This window comes from Streptomyces sp. NPDC056883 (genome assembly GCF_042788835.1).
In the GTDB taxonomy this organism is placed as follows: Bacteria; Actinomycetota; Actinomycetes; order Streptomycetales; family Streptomycetaceae; genus Streptomyces; species Streptomyces stoeckheimensis.
Genome location: NZ_JBHUBS010000020.1, coordinates 103,149 through 120,418, shown reverse-complemented (window position 1 = coordinate 120,418; position 17,270 = coordinate 103,149). Strand labels below are relative to the sequence as shown.

Sequence of the window (17,270 nt, the reverse complement as noted above, 5' to 3'; positions counted from 1 at the left end):
GGGTGACGTCGTAGGATTGCTTACATGTTGAACTTGGAGCGGCTGCGCACCCTCGATGCCCTCGCCCGCCACGGCTCCGTCAGTGGCGCCGCCGACGGGCTCCATGTCACCACCTCCGCCGTGTCCCAGCAGATGGCCAAACTGGAGCGGGAGGTCGGCCAGCCCCTCCTGGCCAAGAACGGGCGCGGGGTGCGGCTCACCGATGCCGGCAGGCTCCTCGCGGAGCACGCGGCCCGGATCATCTCCCAGGTCGAGCTCGCCCAGGCCGATGTCGAGGCCCGGCGCGGGTGCGCGGTCGGCGAGCTGCGGATCGGCGCCTTCCCGACCGCCATGCGGGGGCTGCTGCCGCAGGTCCTGGCGGAGTTGCGGGCCGAGCACCCCGAACTGCGGCCCCGGGTACGGGAACAGGAGCCGGAGGAGAGCATGCCCGCCGTGGTCCGGGGCGACCTCGACCTGGCCCTCGCCATCGACTGGCACAGCAAGCGGATGCCGGTACCGGCCGAGCTCACGCGGGCGCACCTGCTGGACGACTCCATCGACATCGCGGTGCCGGCGGGGCATCCGCTGGCCGGCCGCGACGGGATCTCCCTGGCCGAGTTCGGCGAGGACGACTGGATCTCCTGGACCGAGGGGCAGTTCTGCCACGAGTGGCTCGTCTCCACCCTGCGGGGCACCGGCATCGAGCCCCGGATCACGCACATCGCCGAGGAGCACCACACCCAACTGGCCTTCGTCGAGGCCGGACTGGGCGTGTGCGTGGCCCCCCGGCTGGGGCGCGGACCCGTGCCGCCGGGGGTCCGGCTGCTGCCGGTGTGCGACAGCGTCCGGCGCCACGTGTACGTCGTCTGGCGGGCCGACGCCGACCGCCGGCCGTCGATCCGGGCCGCCGTCGAGGCCTTGAGGAGGGCGGCTTCCGTCGCTGCCGGGGAGGCCCGGGTGGCGGACGGGGCGGTCGGCGGGACGGCCTAGATCTTGCGGAAGTCCCAGGACACGATCGAGTCCGGTGTCAGCCGGATCCAGGCGTGCCGGCCGTCGTGCGGCATCTCCGTGATGCCGAAGTTCTTGACGGGGAAGAGCCGCTCCGGCTCCGCCAGTTCCTCGCACGGCTCGCCCGTACGGGGTGCCTCGCCCACGAAGACGGCCGTACCGGACAGTTCGACCCCGCGCAGCTCGTCGTAGGCCTCGCCGGCGTCCACGACCACCGAGATGCGGGGATCCTTGCGGAGGTCGGACCAGCGGCGGCTGCGGGTGATCGAGTACAGCCACAGGGAAGTGCCGTCCCAGACGAACCAGAGCGCGCCGACGTGCGGGCGCCCGTCCGGGGAGACCGTGGCCACCCGGCAGGTGCGCTGCTCGCGCAGGAAGGCGTCCGTTTCCTCGCCGGTCATCATGATGCGGCGGCCCCGCCGCTGCGCCCTGTCCGCGGACGTGCCGTCCACGAGCGTGCCGTCCACCGGTGTGCTGTCCATATGGCCCGCGCCCCTTCACATCTGACTATGTGTCAGGAATCATGCGTGCTCTTCCGTCACCACGCCAGGGGGAGCCATGGCCGATCTCGATCCCGCCACCACCGCACTGCTCACCGTCGAGTGCCAGAACGGTGTCGTCGGGGAGGAGAGCGCCCTCCCGGAGCTGGCGAAGGAGGCGCGGGACTCCGGCATGCTGGACCGGGTCGCCGCGCTGGTCGAGGCCGCGCGCGGGGCCGGGGTGCAGGTGCTGCACGCGGTGGCCGAGCGGCGGCCGGACGGGCTCGGGGCCAATGCCAACGCCCGGCTGTTCCGGGCCGCGGGGAAGCTGCCGGTGCGCCAGTTGACCGGCAGCCCGGCCGTGGAGGTCGCCGCGCCCATCACCGTCGCCGAGCAGGACCTCGTGGTGCGCCGGCTGCACGGACTCTCCCCGATGGCCGGCACCGACCTGGACGCCCTGCTGCGCAACCTCGGCGTCCGCACCCTCGTCGTCACCGGGGTCTCCTCCAACATCGCGATCCCGAACACCGTCTTCGACGCGGTGAACCTCGGCTACCAGGTCGTGGTCCCCTCCGACGCCATCGCGGGCGTCCCCGCGGCCTGCACCGCCGAGGTGATCCGCAACTCCCTGTCCCTCGTCGCGGCCATCACCACGGCCGAAGCCCTCATCGCCCAGTGGGCCCCGGCGCGCTGACCTCCGACCCGGACTGCGGTCGGCCCACGGGTACGGCCGCGCCCGCCGGCGCGGCCGTACCTTCGACTCCCCGTCGGGTTACGGGACCCAGTGGTTGCCGGAGGCGGTGATCATGACCTGGAGCTGGATGCTCGCCGAGAAGTAGCTGCTGGTGTCGATCGGAGCGGCCAGCATCTTGTTCCAGAGCGCGTCCAGCCAGGCCTGGCTGCCCGGGTCGGTCATGGCCGCCAGGGCGAACGGGGCGAAGTACGCCGCCTCGCTCCCGGCGGAGATCTGCGTGCCGTCGAGCTTGTAGCCGATGGCTATCTTGTTCGGGTCGCCGCCCGTCTTGGCCTTGATCCAGGTGTTGACCTTCCGGGCCGCCGCGAGGGACTTGGCGTCCCCGCTGGTCACCGCGTCGTCCGCGATGCGCCACGGGGTCCGGCAGGCGTTCCACCAGTAGGCGCCGTCGTTCGGGTCCTCGAGGACCTGACCGGGAGCGGGCTTGGGGGTGGAGTTCGTGTTGACGACGAAGTCGGGCAGGAGGCCGGTGTTCGGCGCGTACGAGGCCTGCAGGTTGGTGATCTGGTTCTGGTGCGCGGTGCGGACGGTGTCCCAGGCCGAGTCGCCCGTCGCCGTGCGGAAGGCCCGGAAGTGGTCGACCATCCAGTCCGAGGTGCGGGTGATGTAGTAGTACTGGTCGCCGGAGCTGCTCCAGTCGCCCAGCTTGAGCAGGTTGGTGGACGGGTTGAGCTCGTCCTTCTTGATCGCGTTGATGTGCTTGATCGCGAGGGCCTTGTAGTTGTACGTGCCCGCGCTGCCCCACTGCTTGTCGGCGAGGAGCAGCCCGTACGCGACGTCCATGTCGCCGTCGGTCGCGCCGTCGCCGCCGTTGACGCTCCGGCAGGAGGTGTCCTGCTCCGCGGCGAGCAGGTCCGGGTTGACCGACGAGGGGTGGTCGATCGTCCACTTGGTCAGACCGTCGAAGATCTTCTTCGCGTCCGGGTCGGCGCCGGCCATCGTCGCGGCGATCACCATGCCGTACCCCTGCGCCTCGGCCACGTAGGGGTGGTCGGCATCGGGGGAGATGACCTGGTACCAGCCGTTGCCGCAGTTCTGCCGGACGAACGCGGACTTCCAGTGGGTGTAGTAGTCGATGGTCTTCTGGTCGAGCGTGCCCTGGGCGCCGGTCGGCTTCAGCGTCCCGGCGGTGTAGGGGCGGGTGTGGCTGCCGAACGGAACGGCCGGACCCGAGCCGCTCGCGGGCTGGGTGGTGACGCTGAGCGCATTGCTCGCCGCGGAGGTGTTGCCCGCCGCGTCCCGCGCCTTGACCGTGTAGCCGTAGCCGGTGGAGGCCGTGAGGCCGGTGTCCGTGTACGAGGTCCCGGTGGCCGTTCCCACCTGCGTGGTGCCGCGGTAGACGTCGTAGCCGGTGACGCCCACGTCGTCGGTGGCGGCGTTCCAGGCCAGTGAGACGCTGTTCGAAGTGGTGGCCGTCGCGCGCAGACTGCCCGGAGTGCTCGGCGCGGTGGTGTCGGAGCCGCCGGAGACCGGGGAGCCGTAGACCTCGAACTCCCAGAGGGAGTAGCCGTACGCGGTGCCCCGCGCGGTGCCGTGCATGCGGACGTAGCGGCCGGTCCCGGTGACCGTCAGGTCGTCGGTCGCTCCGTTCCCGGTGCTGGTGGAGTAGACGTCGGTCCAGTTCGTCCCGTCGTTCGAGGTCTGGATCTTGTACGTCTTCCCGTACGCGGCCTCCCAGCTGAGCTTGACCCGGCTGATGGTGTGCGCCGTTCCGAGGTCGATGCGGATCCACTGCGGGTCCACGCCCTCCGCGCTGGCCCAGCGGGTCGAGGCGTTGGCGTCCACGGCCTTGGCCGCGTCGAAGCCGCTCGCCTCGACCGAGGACGCGGTCGTGGGCTTTCCGGTCGAGACCAGCACCGGGGCGGCGGCGGTGGCGGCGTGGGCCGAGATTCCGGCTACGGCGGCCGTCGCCGCGGGGGCGCCGAGGCCGCTGAGGCCCGCCATGGCGGCGGCGAGGGCGGCGACGCCCGCCAGCGGGCGGTGCCAGTGGGGGCGGCGGTCTCTGTGCGCGGGGCGTTGCTGATGTGCTCGTGACATCGGGCGTCCTCGGGTGGGTGCTGCACGAGTGGGGGGAGCGGCCGGTTCGGTCTCGCGGCCAATGGTTAGGAATGGTTCCTAACCATTGGCGGAGAGAGTAGGAACGGAACGGGGTGTCGCGCAAGACCCCGGGCCCGATCCGTCAGCCCGATCCGTCAGCGCGGTCCATCGGCGCAACGCACGCCGGTTCACGCCGGATTCACCTCTACCGGCGATGCTCGGCGGCATGGCCCTCAGTAGACGAGCACTGCTGGCACAGGCAACGGCGGCGACCACGACCGCCGCCACCCTCCGTCGCGGCCGAGGCCGCGGACATGGAGCCGACCACCACCGTGGTCCTCGTGCACGGCGAACCGGCGCCCCCGGCCCCCGTGACCCACCCGCCCGAACGGGTTCCCGGCCGCGGTCGCGCCTGGTTCCGCGGGGACTGCCACGTGCACTCCGTGCACTCCGACGGCGGCAGCACCCCGGCCGAGATCGTCGGCCTCGCCCGGGCCGCGGGCCTGGACTTCGTCAACACCTCCGAACACAACACCCACAGCTCCCACACCGCCTGGGCGGGCGCCGTCGACCGGGGCCTGCTCGTCCTCGCGGGGGAGGAGATCACCACCCGCACCGGCCGCGTCCTGGCCGTCGGCACCGACCCGGGCACGTTCTTCGACTGGCGCTACCGCTCCCGCGACGGCCGCTTCGAGCGGTTCGCCCGCGCCGTCCGGCAGGCCGGCGGACTCGTCGTAACCCTGCGCGGCGCACACGGCGATGCCTGGCTCCCGGCCCTGGCGCACAGCGACTACCACCGCGACCCGGACCGCATCCCGCCGCGGAGGTCCTCGTACGCCTGTCGGTGGCCGGGGCGGAGGCCTGCGACCTGTGGCTGGTCACGGACCAGGGGCTCGCCTTCACGGCGCCGGGGGCGACCTCCTGGAGTGGCGCACGACGCCCGCGCGGGCCGCGTACGTCCGCGCGGAGGTCCGCCACCCGGCGCAGGCGCCACCGCTGCCCGGTAAACCCGCCGCGTTCACGAACCCGATCTGGCTCGACTCCTGACCCGGGACGGGCCCGGATGGCCCTGGTGGACGAAGGCGGCCCAGACCGCCGGGTGGTCCAGCTCCGGACCGCCGGCCAGCTCCTCCAGCAGGCTGTCGCCGAGGGAACCCGGATTCTCGCGTTCCGGGTCGAGCATCCAGCTCTGGGCCGAGTGGAGCGCGTCCACGGGGCTCAGTCCCTCGACGGTCAGGTAGTGGTGGAACACGGCCATCATCAGGGCCGCGGCCGAGTCCCTGGTCGCCCACCGGGATCCCACCACGTCCCGCGCGCCGTTCGCCACGAAGGCGCTCGTCAGGGTGAGCGCCTCGTCGTGGTCGCGCTTGCTCAGGTCCGTCTCGCAGGCACTGAGCACGACCAGGGGGCCGTCGGGGGCGTTCTGTTCCCCCGCGGGGTGATCGAGCAGCCGCGCGACGGTCAGCAGGTCGCCGGTCCGGTCTCCCTCCGGCCCGTCCGTCTCGGGGGCCAGCCGCAGCGCCGACGCGGTCGGGTTGGTGCCGGCCGAACCGTGACAGGCCACGTGGAGCAGGGACGGGCCCCCGGCGAGGGCCGCGAGGAGGTCGTTCGGAGTGCCGGCCGCGGCGGGTGTGACGGGGGGCTCGTAGAACTCCCCGTACAGGCGCGCCCGCGGGTACAGGGTCTGCTGGAGCGCCAGGACTTCGAGCTCCGCGTACGGGAGGCTCATGGTCGGGTCCGCCACGAGGACGGGGGCGTCCGCCGGGGCGCGCCTGCCGCGCCGGACCGTGTTGAGGAACTGGCGGCCGGACGCCGCGTAGCTGATGACCATGATCTGGCACACGTAGTCGCTGGGCGCCTCGGCCGGCAGCCGTGCCGCGTGCCAGGGCACCACACCCAGGCGGCCGCAGGGCACCAGCACGATCCTGGGGCCCCCGGGGCGGTCCCTGCGCCGGTTCTCGTTCGCGGCGAGCCGTTCCGCGACGCCCGAGATCACCGGGAGGATCACCGCGTCCGTCGCCCAGTCGCAGAGCTCGGACAGTGCGTCCTCCCAGGTCTGCGCGGCCCCGGGCGCGGGGGGCCGGACCTGATACGCGGCCGAGGCGTCGAGGAACCGCTCCAGGGGGCCGCTCTCCTCCCCGGACAGGAGCGGCAGGGCCCGTACGCCCGTGCCCATGTCCGGGCCCAGCACGACGGCCATGCCCGGCGTGCTGCCCTCGCCCGCGAGCAGGTACACCAGCGCGTCCGCGTCGCCCTCGGCCAACCCGGCCTTGAGCTCGTCGACCGTGGGGGTGCGGAAGAGGGCGCCGTCCCGCTCGCGGTGGCCCAGGGCCTCCAGGGCCCGGCGCCGCAGGGAACTGGGCAGTTCACGGGGGAGCGCTTCGGGTACGGCTGCGGCTCCGGGTGCGGATCCCCCGGGTGCCGGGTCCGGGGCCGCTGCGCGCCACTCCTGTGCGAGGCCGTGGTGGCCGCGGGCCTCCAGCAGTTCCGGTACGGCCCGAGAGGCGGACGCGGCTTGCAGCACCAGGGCCCGGCCCAGTTCCAGCGCGGCCACCGCTTCCTCGACGCGGCCCTGGGAAGCGGCCCAGATGGCGGCCTGCACCCCGCGCTCGGCCCCGGTACGGGCGGTCAGCAGGCCGTGGTCGGGGCCGGACTGCAGGACGACGTCACCGGCGAGCGCCTGCAGTGACTCCATCGCCGCGTCCGTGGCGGCGTCCTGGTCCGCGGGGTCCCGGGCGAGGCCCAGACGCATCCGGTAGTACTCCGCGAGCTGCCAGAGCGCGGAGAAGGCCAAGAGCTGCGACCGGCCCTGGCGGACCTCCTCGCGGACGTGCTCCAGTCCGCTGATGGCGGCGTCCAGGTCGGCGGGGTCCTGCGAGGTGGAGTACCGGAGGCCCGCCGTCATGGCGGCGAGGTACCGGGTACCCGTCGTGCCGCCCGCGGCCGGCGCGGCGGGGCCGGGCATGAGGTCCGGAGCACGGCTCACCACGGCCCGGGAGGCCCGCAGCCCCTCGATGACGGTGGCCACCTGTGCCGGGAAGATCGCGGTCTCGTCCTGGGGCCTGGACGTCAGGGCAGCCTCCTGCTGCTCCAGGCCGCGCACGACGGCCGCGTCGTCGCGCGTGAGTTCGCCGAACGATACGAGTGCGGAACCGTGCACGAGCAGCACCATCCAGCGGAACGGATGATCGGCGGGCACGGAGGCTTCGAGCGCGTCCAGTTCGCGCATCAGCCGCCGGGCCCCGGCCTCGTCCTGCGCTTCCTCCGCGGCCCGCATGCCGACCATCAGGTTGACCGCCTGAGCCGCGACGGCGAGGTGCGCCTCTCCGGGGTGAACGGCTGCCCTCCGCGTGTAGTGGTCGACGACGGAATCCATGTGCCGGAGGGCCTCGACGCCGTCGACCCGGCTGCCCCCGAGCGGCGCGGCCGTCTGGAGCACCATGCGCATCAGGTTCTGGATCTCGGAGGCCTGGTCGTGCCCCGTCGGCAGGCTGTCCAGATGTCCGCCGAGCCGCTCGAGGAGTTGGTTGAGGGACTCGGGGTCGCCGGAGCGCATGGCCTCCGTCAGGCCCAGCATGGCGGTGAACCACGCGCCCGTGACGGCGGGGTCGGTCTGTTCCTCGGCCTTCTCCGTCGCGGGTGCGGACTCCGGAGTCGAAGGGGTGGTGCCCGGTTCCCGAGGGGCCGAGGGGCCGGGGCTCGGCGGGATCAGGCCCGCCAGGGTCTGCAGTTGATCCAGGAGCGGAAAATCGGGGGGCAGCATGGTCAGGAGCGTGTCGGGGTCGAACCGGTCGCCCTTCGCGTACGCCAGGATGTCCTGCATCTGCTGCAACTGGCCGCGGAGTTCCGGAGGCAGCGTCGGCAGCTTGTCGATCTCGGCCGCCAGCGCCGAGATCCGCGCGATCTCGGCGGCGTTCTGTGCGGGATCCGTCACCAGGGCGCGGTCGATGAGGGACCACATGTCCGCGGGCAATCCGGCCGCGCGGCCCGGCGGGGTGGGGCTCGACACCATCAACAGGAACGTCGCCGCCCACTGCCGGTCCTCGTCCGTCATCAGCTCCCCGGCGGCCGTCGCCGGATCCCGTACCTCCTCCAGGAGGCGCCGGGCCCGTTCCGGGTCGTCCGGTGCGCCGTGGCCCTGGAAGTGGCGCATGGCGAGCAGGCCGCCGAGGATCAGGGTGACCCTGCCGAGCAGCAGCCGGTCGTGGTCCAGGAGCTCCCGGAGCCTGGAGAGTTCGGCGACCGACGCCTCGAACTCTTCGGCCGAAGCCGGGTGGTTCTCGTCCTCCGGCCCGAGCAGACGGGCCGCGCGCTCCGCCGCCCCGTCGGCCCAGGCCCGCAACGCCCGTACCCCGCCGCTCTCCCCCTCGTCCGCCATGTCTCCACGCCCCCCCCGTCAGCCCCGGTGAATCCGTCCGGTCGTTCCCTGCGGCCCATGATGGCCGGACGGTGGCCCCCGTCGGTACCTGATCGTCGCCAACTTCCCACCAGCCGACCTGAATTCGACCTGAAGGCACCCGGGGCGTGAACGGGGCGAACAACGGGCGAGATCCGGGTGGGGCCTTCACCGGCGACCCGTCCGATGCTTCGCTGATCGTGTGGGGGGAACAAGGGCCTGTCGTCACACTCGCGTCGCCACCCGAAGGCGTGAGGCAGACGGGAGTGTGACGACAGGCCCCAGGGGGAGGAGGCGGCGCGGACATCGGTGGGGTGAGCGCTGCACCGGTGCCGGTCGTGGGCGTCGTCGGCACACCGATGTCCGCGCCGCCGAACCGGCAGGCGACCGACGGGAGTCGGCGGCGAGCTTCCCGGGCGGAGCCGGGTCGTCTGCGGGGCGAAGCGCGTGAAGTCGAGGCGGTCCGCGCGTCGGATCGGCATAGTGGGGGTGATCCACAGGCCGGCGACGGCTGTTGGGGGGCCGTGTGCGGGGGCATGGAGAGGGGGGATGTGGGTGAGCGGGGAGGAGAGCGGTGGCGTCGAGGGCCTGCGCACCTGGGTGTCGGACGCCATCGAGCGGGTGAAGCGGCAGCTCCCCGGCATGGGCGGCGGTCCGCCGTCGCCGTACGCCTCCATGGCCTCGGTCGCCGAACTCGACCAGCTCGCACGGCTGTTGGACCACGACGAAGCCCTGCGCGGCTCGGTGAGCGTGTGGCTGGCCGGTGCGCTGACCCTGCGGGACGCGGCGGGGGCCGGCTCGGCCGGGGACCGGGAGCGGGCCGAACGGCTGCTGCGGGACGCCCGGGACCGTACGGCGCCGCTGGGGGCGGTGGTGACCCGGGAAGATCAGCGGTGGGCGGCGCTGTTCCTCATGAGCCACGTCACTCCGGTCCAGCCGCAGCAGGGACACTTCGCGACGGCGCCGGACCTCTCCGGCTACCTCGACTGGCTCGGGCAGGCGGGGACCGCCGGGATGGTGGCCAAGGCGGCCGAGCTGGGCACGCTGATGAACGAAGCGGCGGAGCTGCCGCTGTCGCCGGAGCTGCTCGGTCCGATGCGCCAGGCGGCAGCGCTCTTCGCGGCCCCTTCCGCTCAGGGACTCTCCGATCTGCTGGCGGGCATGGTGCCGCCCGGTTCGCCGTTCGCGGATCAGCTGAACCAGATGGTCGACGGCATGTTCGGGGCGATGGCGTCGGCGGGACCGTCTTCCGCCGCGCGCCCCGGGCCGGTGTGGGAGCGGGACGTCGATCCGGAGCCGGACTCCGCCCCGGACCCTGTGCCGCAGCCGCAGCCGCAGCCGCAGCCGCAGCCGCAGCCGGCTCCCGAGCCGAACCCGGACCCCGCCCCGGACCCCGGGCCGCGGTCCCCGCTCGACCCCGATGCCTTCCGCAACATGGTCGCCGCCCTGGACGCCGTGAACGCGACCAGCCAAGGGCTCGACTCCCTCCTGGGCAGCGGTGACCCGCACGCACTCAACGAGCTGCTCCAGAGGCTCCGTTCGGTACAGGACCTGCCCATGCCGGGCCTGGAATCGGCGGCGGGGGCCCTGGAGGGGCTGAGGGCACTCCTGCTGAGCATCAGTTCGACCGTGGGCGGCAGCTACCAGGACCTGTCGGCCGGCCGTGCCCACATCGGCGCGGTCGCCGACCACTTGGAGAAGTCGGCCGGGAAGCTGCCTCCGGGGCTGGGGGACCCCGCCGCCTTCACCCGTGCCATGGAGATCACCTTCCGGGCGATGGAGGCGAGGGAGACGGAGGACGTCCCCAGGATCCGGGAACTCGTGGAGGAGGCCGAAGCCCTGGGGGCGGACGTCGCCGAGAGCGTCCCGCTCCGGTTCGCCGTCGACTGGGCACTCGGTACGGTCCACGCCTCGCTCGGCATGCTGACCCGGGACAAGGAGGCCCTGCTGAAGGCCCTGCCCCACATCGAGCGGGGGATGGCCCGGGCCGAGGGGAGCGGGCTGCCGTTCGCCGGCGAGCTGTCCACGCCGTGGGCGGGGGAGCTCGATCTGATCCGCGCCGCCCTCACGGGCGACCGGGCGGGCCCGGTCCCCGACTACGTTCCCCCGCCCCCGGACGCCTCGATGGAGGATCTGTACACCTCCACGCTCTCCCTGGGCATGCGCTTCGGCCTCGACGGCGACCCGGCGGTGCTCGATGCCCTGATCGAGGAACTCGAACGGCTCCGGGCCGGCGTACGGGAGGGCCGGGCGCCGCGGATCGCCGCCGACGCGCTGTGGCAGCTGGCCGAGTCGTACCACCTGCGCCGGCTCCTCGCGAAGGACGAGCCGGACCCGGAGGACACGGGCGTCGTGGACGCCGCCGCGGAGGCGCTGACGGCGCTCGCCGCCGACGTCCTCCTCCAGTCGGGCGTCGAACACGGACTGCTGGCTGCCCGTACCGGGGCGAGCCGAGGCGTACGGGCGGCCCGCATGGCGGCCTCGTACGGCAGGCTGCACGAGGCCGTGGCGGCCCTCGAACTGGGGCGGGCCCTGGTCCTGCAGGCGGCCTCCACCGCCTCGGCCGTACCCGAACTGCTGGAGGCCGCCGGACGCCACGACCTCGCGGAGGCCTGGCTGGAGGCCGCCGGGGGCGGGGCCCCCGGCGACGCGGGAGAGGTTCCCGGACTGCTCCCGAGCACGTTGCGCCGCGAAGCCCTCGATGCCCTCGGCTACCGAGGGGAAGGGGGCCTCCTGGGCACTCCCACGCTGAGCGAGCTCGCCGACGGGGTCGCCGACGCCGGTGCGGACGCACTCCTCTACCTGGTGGCCGGAGACGCCGCGGGCCCGGGCCTGGCGATCGTGGTGGGGCCGGAGCTCGGAGCCGGCGCGGGCGCACTGCCGGAACTCCGCGACGTCGAGGACGGGCCCCTCGCCCGGTACGTGGAGGCAGCGGCGGCGCGGGACGGCAGCCCCCACGACCCGTCCCTCGCCCGGACGTGGGAAGAGGCCCTGGAGGAACTGTGCGACTGGGCCTACCAGGCATTGGGCCCGCTCCTCGGCGAGATCGAGGAACGCCTGGCGGCAGCCGGTGAAGGGCGCCGGGACCGGCTGCCGCGCATCGTCCTCGTGCCCTGCGGGCGCCTGGGCATCGTGCCGTGGCACGCGGCGAGGCTCCCGGCCGGGGCCGCCCGCGACCGGCTCTGCCAGACGGCGGTCATCAGCTACGCGGCGTCCGGCGGCCAGTTCCTGCGCACCGCACGGCGCGCGCCGAGGGACCCGGCCGCCTTCCCCGTTCTGGTGGCCGACCCGACGATGAGCCTGGCGTACGCCGATACCGAAGTCACCAGCCTGCGCGAGGCCTTCTATCCGCAGGCCCGGCTGTGCGGCGCGCTCTACGACGAGGAACTGCCGCCCGGCACGCCCGGTGCCGTCCTGGGCTTCCTTGCCGACGGCACCTCCGTGCTGCACGTGGTCTCGCACGGATCCGCGGGCACCCGGCCCACGGTCTCGGCCCTGGACCTCGTGGCCGACGACGCGTACACGCCGGACCCCCTGACGGTGACCCGACTGCTCGACCAAGGCGGCCGACAGGAGGCGTCCGACGGGCCGTTGGTCGTGCTGAGTGCGTGCCAGACCGATCTGAGCATGCGGGACCACGACGAGGCGCTGACCCTCACCACCGCGTTCGTCGCCGCCGGAGCGCGGGACGTCGTGGGATCACGGTGGCTGGCCCAGGACAGTGCGTCGGCGCTGCTGATGGCGGTGTTCCACCACCACCTGGTCGTCGACGGGCTCAGCGCCGTGGACGCCCTGAGGGCCGCGCAGCTGTGGATGCTCGACCCCGAGCGGAAGAACCCGGGTTCCCTCCGGGGCGACCTGCTCCGGGAGATGGAACAGCCGGGACTGGAACGGACCGCGCTCTGGGCCGCCTTCATCCATCAGGGACATCCGGGCCGGAGCTCGGCGAACACGGCAGAAGGGACAGCATGAACGAGGAGGGCCGCGGGCCGTCCGCGGAGCCGTTGCTCGCCCTGATCGGCGAGCATCTGGAGTCCATCCGTACCGCACTCGACGACGCACAGCACGCGCTGCTGCTCACCCGGCTGAAGGCGCTCGCCGAAGCGTCACCGGCCGACGGCATGGCGGTCCCCAGGGCGCTCCAGGGGGTCAGGCTGGCCCTGCGGCAACTGCCGTTCGGCCACCCGGTGCGCACCATGGTGGACGGGGTGCGGCTGGTTGCCGCGCCTCCCGGGCCGCAGGCCGTGACGGAGGCGCTGAAGCTGGTCAACCTGCTGGCGGCACCGGGCGGGGCCCCCATCCCGGAGCCCGGACCACAGCCCGAACCACAGGCGGGCCCGGAGGCGGGCCCGAAGGCCGCCCCCGCGATGGACCCGGCAGGGCGCGGCGACCGCGCGGCCGACCCGCTGCTCCGGGAGCCCGCCCTCTCGGCGGCCGAGGCGACGGCCCGCTGCGGTGGGGCGCCGCCGCCCGAGCTGATCAGACTGCCGGACCCGCAGAACGGCGACCGCTACCCGGAGTTCCAGTTCCCCGCCGGCGGCGGCACCCCGTACGAGGTGGTGCTCGAGGTCAACCGGCTGCTCATGGCGGAGGTCGATCCCCGGGGCGCCGCCGCGTGGTGGTACGGGGGCAACAGCTGGCTGAGCGGGCCCCCGGTGTCCTTGCTGGGCCGGATGCGGGACCACGAACTCGTCGGTGCGGCCACCGCACTCGTGGAGGGGGAGTGATGGGCAACTCCATGCCGATGATCAGGCTGTTCCCCATGATCAAGGAGGAACTGCGCCCCAACTTCAGGGTGATCCCGGCCGGCACGGAACTGTGGCGGGTGCACAAGGCCAAGTACCGGCCCACCCAGTTCAATCCCACCCTTGCGGACATCCACTTCGAGGGCGGCCGCTTCGAAGGCACCGTGCTGGACCCGTACCACAGCCTGTACCTGGCCGACAGCGCACTGACGGCCGTCGCGGAGAGCGTGCTGCGCTCCGTGCCCTGGACGGGCGAGAAGCGGATGATCCCCTACGCCTTGGTCCAGGGGCGGTCGTTGAGCGTGCTGCGCACCACGTGCGCACTGACCGTGGTCTCCCTGGTCGGGGAGGCCGACCTCGCGGCCGTGCGCCGGAACGCCGAGCTCCTGGACGACGAGAGGAGTTATGCGAAGGCGCGGCGCTGGGCGAGCGAGATCCGGGCTCAGGCGCCCGACGCCACGGGGCTCGTATGGCAGTCCCGCCGGAACCGGCCCGAGAACGCCGTGGTGCTCTTCCACGATCGCTTCGACGACCGCCACGGCCGGGCCCTGGAGGTGCTGCCGGAACGGGGTGTCGAGGACCTCGGATCCCCGGCGGGCCTCAAGGAAGTGAACCGGCTCCTCGACCCGTTGTGGGCGGAGGTGTCCGAACCCATGGGGTGGTGACGCCCCGTACGGAGGCCCGCCGGGCGTCCGCCCGTGGCTTGTCCGCCCGCGAAGGGTGATGTCATCGTGAGCCCATGGCCTTACCTCTTTCTGATGACACGTCACTTCTGGCTGAACTGAAGGAGGTCAGGCGCGCGGGACTGATCCGGCTGCGGGGGCGTGCGCTGCCCGGCTTGGAGGCGGCGGCGATGGCGTTCACGTCCGGCGGTGCCCGGACGCCGGGGGCGCCGATAGAGGTGTTGCTGCGGAGTGCGGTGGCCCGCCTGGACGCGGGGACGCTGCGCACCGCCGCCGAGTACACCCTGGGCCTGGCCCAGGGAACCCGGGACTGGCCGGCGTCCTCCCGCCGTGCCAGGGCGGCCTCGGTCTACGGAGTCAGCGTCGAGCGGTTCCGCAAGGACCAGGAGATGATGGTCCTGGACCAGGTTGCCGAGCAGATCGTGCGGCTGGCGGCGGACGCGGCAGCGGCCGCGGCAGCGCCCGGCGGACCGGGAGGGCCGGGCGGACCGGCGGGACCGGTGGACGGGGGCGGGGCGGGCACCCATCGGTCCGTCCAGGTCAGGGCGGCCGGCCGGACCATCGGCCTCACGGTGCACGTGCACCCCGTGGACCTGCTGCGTGACGTGGACGTGATCGTCTCCCCGTCCAATGTCCACTTCGCGCTGCCCGAGGCCTACAAGTCGTCCATCGCCGCATCGCTGCGGCGGGCGGCCGCGGTGCACGGGATGACCGGTGAACTCCTGGCCGACCCGCTGCCCACGGAGCTGCACAGGTGGGCGGAGCGGCACGGCACGACGGGACGTGCGGTGCGTCCCGGCACAGTGGCGGCCACCGGGGCGGGGGCGCTGGAGGCGCAGGGCGTACGGCGCATCTACCACGCGGCGATCGCCGTGCCCCGGGCCGGGACCAACGACTACGACGTGCTGCCCGCCGATGTCACCCGGGCGGTGTCCCGGGTCCTGGCACTGCTGGCCGAGGAGCGCGACCGCCACGTACCGCCGCTGCGCTCGGTGTGCTTCCCGCTGATCGGCTCCGGCCGCGGCGGACTGTCCTACGAGGTCAGTCTGGGTGCGGTGTGGGCGGCGGTCGAGGCGGAGCTGGCACGCGGGGCGCGCTGGGACGTGCACTTCGTGGTGCGCACCCCGCAGGCCGCCGCGGTGGTGGAGCGCATCGCCGCCGGAATCCGCCCGGCGCACGACCAGAGGCCGACCGGCTGACCCGGTGCAATGGAGGGGCGCCCCGGTGCGCACGAGGGGCGCACCGGGGTCGTGCAAGGGGGTACGCAAGGGGGGTGCGGGGGGATCATGGCCTGGGTAATCTTCGCTGTCACGGCCATAGTTGATGATCTGTCACTTAGCGTGGGCGCATGAGCGGTGGGATGGAAGAGTGGGGGCACGGGGCGACCGGCCGGGTGATCACCTGGCCCGATCCCGACGCGTACGTCCTGGTCGAAGGGGTGCTGCTGCGCATGCTCCCGGAGCCCCCGGGAGCGGCGCCGGGCACGGAGGTGCTCGTGCGGTACGAGGCCTCGCGGCATCTGCGCGTCGCCCGCGAGGCGGCCCGGACGGACCAGGGTGGGGTGTGGGGGGATGAGTGAGTACGGCTTCGGACTGGCGCAGGGCAATGACGAACGGCAGCCCGTCGTCCTGCTCCTCGACACCTCGGCCTCCATGGGACGCCCGGCCGGCAGTCCCCGGATCGACGAGCTCAGCCGGGCGCTGACCGCCTGGTTCGACGGGGTGCGGGCGGAGCCGAGGCTGCGCGCGCGGGTCGAGGTGTGCCTGATCACCTTCGACTCGCGGGTCCGGGTCTTCGACCCGGACCGGGAGCAGCTGGTTCCGGTCGAGGAAGCCGTGACCGACCGGCTCTTCGTACCGGTGGACCGGATGCGCCCGCCCCGGCTGGAGGCGTCCGGACTCACCCGGATGACGGAGGCCGTCGAGATCGCGCTCGACCTGGGCCGGGCGCGCCACCGGACGCTGCAGGAGCAACGGGTCCAGGTGCGCAGGCCGTTCCTGTGGGTGCTGACGGACGGGGCCCCCAGCGACGCCGAGGGGGAGCGGATGGACCCCGCCGCCCTGGCCGGTACGGCGGAGAAGGTGCGGCGCGGCGAGGAGCGGGGCGAATGCGTGCTCCAGGCGATCGGCGTGAGCGGGGCCGACCTGGAGCTGCTGCGGGTCCTCGCGCCCAAGGGTGCGCTGATGCTGGAGGGCCTGGACTTCGCGCAGATCCTCGATCTGCTGTTCCAGAGCTCGGACCGGATCGGGGCGGTCCAGGCCGCCGACGAGATCCACGGACAGGTGGCCGACCTGGTGGAGCGCCAACGGCGCCTGCGCCTGCTCGACGAGCGGTACCGGTGATCGTCGCGGGGGCCGCGGTCCAGGGGACCGCGCACCTGGCCCGCGGGCAGGGCTGCCAGGACGCCTTCAAGGCGGTCGAGCTGGGCGGGACGGCGGTGCTGGCCGTCGCGGACGGCGCCGGCGGCAGGGAACGCAGCGCGCTCGGCGCGCACCTCGCCGTGGACGCCGCCTGCCGGATCCTGGCCGAGGACGTCCCCGCGGCGGGGGACGCTCCGGAGGTGTGGACCGGGTGGATCGCCACGGCCGGAGCCAGGATCGTCGGGGACTACCGGCGGGCGGTGGAGGGTGTGTTGTCGGCGGTGGCGGGTCCGTCGGGTCCTTCCGGTCCGTCGGGTCCTTCGGATCCGGTGGACGCCGGGGCGCTGGCCGCCACGCTGGCGGCGGCCGTCGTCCGGCCGCCCTGGGTGGCGTTCCTCTCGGTCGGCGACTGCTTCGGGACGGTGCTGACCCGGGACCCCGACGGGCCCGGACCGGGCCGCGAGGAACGCGAGCGGTGCCATCTGGTCCTGCCGCCCCCCGCTCCGGGCGCACCGGAGACGGTCTTCCTCTCCTCGCCCGGGGCCGCGCTGCGATTACGGACCTTCGTGGTGTGGGAGCCGCAGCTGAGCGGGGTCGTGCTCGCCACCGACGGCTGTGCGGCCCTGACGCTCGACCACCCGTCCGTACGGGAACTCCCGCCCGAGGCGGGACCGTTGCCCTCCGAGCGGTTCTTCTGCGGCCTCGCGGCCACGCTCCGCGCCAACGGCGGTGACGCCACGCCCCTGCGCGCCCTGCTCTCCGGGCCCGGGGCGGCACGGACCGGCGACGACCTGACGGTGCTCTGCGCTCTCACGGACGGCAGGTGACG

Annotated in this window: 12 protein-coding genes and 1 pseudogene; 10 read left to right on the top strand and 3 right to left on the bottom strand. The window is 73.5% G+C overall.

Features of this window, described 5'->3' with window-relative positions; genetic code table 11:
• Positions 1-24 precede the first annotated feature (24 nt).
• Positions 25-969 (top strand): LysR substrate-binding domain-containing protein, encoded by a 945-nt coding sequence (locus ACFRU2_RS34730; protein ID WP_382979922.1) that lies wholly within the window; start codon positions 25-27, stop codon positions 967-969.
• Here ACFRU2_RS34730 and ACFRU2_RS34725 read toward each other — a convergent pair.
• Positions 966-1,469 carry a pyridoxamine 5'-phosphate oxidase family protein gene (locus ACFRU2_RS34725; RefSeq protein ID WP_382979920.1) on the bottom strand — a complete coding sequence of 168 codons (504 nt, stop codon included), beginning with the start codon at positions 1,467-1,469 and terminating at the stop codon, positions 966-968. The genes ACFRU2_RS34730 and ACFRU2_RS34725 overlap by 4 nt on opposite strands.
• A 76-nt stretch (positions 1,470-1,545) precedes the next feature.
• On the opposite strand from ACFRU2_RS34725, the gene ACFRU2_RS34720 reads away from it, so the two are divergent.
• A complete protein-coding gene (locus tag ACFRU2_RS34720; protein ID WP_382979918.1) occupies positions 1,546-2,160 on the top strand; it encodes a cysteine hydrolase in 615 nt (204 codons plus the stop codon).
• A gap of 78 nt (positions 2,161-2,238) precedes the next feature.
• On the opposite strand, the gene ACFRU2_RS34715 is transcribed toward ACFRU2_RS34720, so the two are convergent.
• Entirely contained in the window at positions 2,239-4,257 is a 2,019-nt protein-coding gene (locus tag ACFRU2_RS34715; RefSeq protein WP_382979917.1) for a glycosyl hydrolase family 8, read from the bottom strand.
• Positions 4,258-4,541: 284 nt separating this feature from the next.
• Here ACFRU2_RS34715 and ACFRU2_RS34710 point away from each other — a divergent pair.
• A pseudogene (locus ACFRU2_RS34710) lies at positions 4,542-5,304 on the top strand (CehA/McbA family metallohydrolase); the annotation flags it as partial.
• Here the strand turns inward: ACFRU2_RS34710 and ACFRU2_RS34705 are convergent.
• Positions 5,276-8,635, bottom strand: coding sequence for a CHAT domain-containing protein (locus ACFRU2_RS34705; RefSeq protein ID WP_382979915.1), 3,360 nt, complete (start codon positions 8,633-8,635; stop codon positions 5,276-5,278). The pseudogene ACFRU2_RS34710 and the gene ACFRU2_RS34705 sit on opposite strands and share 29 nt — an antisense overlap.
• A gap of 573 nt (positions 8,636-9,208) precedes the next feature.
• On the opposite strand from ACFRU2_RS34705, the gene ACFRU2_RS34700 reads away from it, so the two are divergent.
• From ACFRU2_RS34700 to ACFRU2_RS34670, 7 genes are all read left to right on the top strand, one after another.
• Positions 9,209-12,625 carry a CHAT domain-containing protein gene (locus tag ACFRU2_RS34700; RefSeq protein ID WP_382979914.1) on the top strand — a complete coding sequence of 1,139 codons (3,417 nt, stop codon included), beginning with the start codon at positions 9,209-9,211 and terminating at the stop codon, positions 12,623-12,625.
• Positions 12,622-13,380 carry a hypothetical protein gene (locus ACFRU2_RS34695; protein ID WP_382979913.1) on the top strand — a complete coding sequence of 253 codons (759 nt, stop codon included), beginning with the start codon at positions 12,622-12,624 and terminating at the stop codon, positions 13,378-13,380. The genes ACFRU2_RS34700 and ACFRU2_RS34695 overlap by 4 nt, the downstream gene beginning before the upstream one ends.
• Positions 13,380-14,063 (top strand): RES family NAD+ phosphorylase, encoded by a 684-nt coding sequence (locus ACFRU2_RS34690; RefSeq protein WP_382979912.1) that lies wholly within the window; start codon positions 13,380-13,382, stop codon positions 14,061-14,063. The genes ACFRU2_RS34695 and ACFRU2_RS34690 overlap by 1 nt, the downstream gene beginning before the upstream one ends.
• A 74-nt stretch (positions 14,064-14,137) precedes the next feature.
• A complete protein-coding gene (locus tag ACFRU2_RS34685; RefSeq protein WP_382979911.1) occupies positions 14,138-15,280 on the top strand; it encodes a macro domain-containing protein in 1,143 nt (380 codons plus the stop codon).
• Positions 15,281-15,429: 149 nt separating this feature from the next.
• Entirely contained in the window at positions 15,430-15,660 is a 231-nt protein-coding gene (locus tag ACFRU2_RS34680) for a hypothetical protein (protein ID WP_382979910.1), read from the top strand.
• Positions 15,653-16,423 (top strand): hypothetical protein, encoded by a 771-nt coding sequence (locus tag ACFRU2_RS34675; RefSeq protein WP_382979909.1) that lies wholly within the window; start codon positions 15,653-15,655, stop codon positions 16,421-16,423. The genes ACFRU2_RS34680 and ACFRU2_RS34675 overlap by 8 nt, the downstream gene beginning before the upstream one ends.
• Complete coding sequence (locus ACFRU2_RS34670; RefSeq protein WP_382979908.1) at positions 16,420-17,268, top strand: protein phosphatase 2C domain-containing protein; 849 nt, start codon at positions 16,420-16,422, stop codon at positions 17,266-17,268. The genes ACFRU2_RS34675 and ACFRU2_RS34670 overlap by 4 nt, the downstream gene beginning before the upstream one ends.
• Positions 17,269-17,270 lie beyond the last annotated feature (2 nt).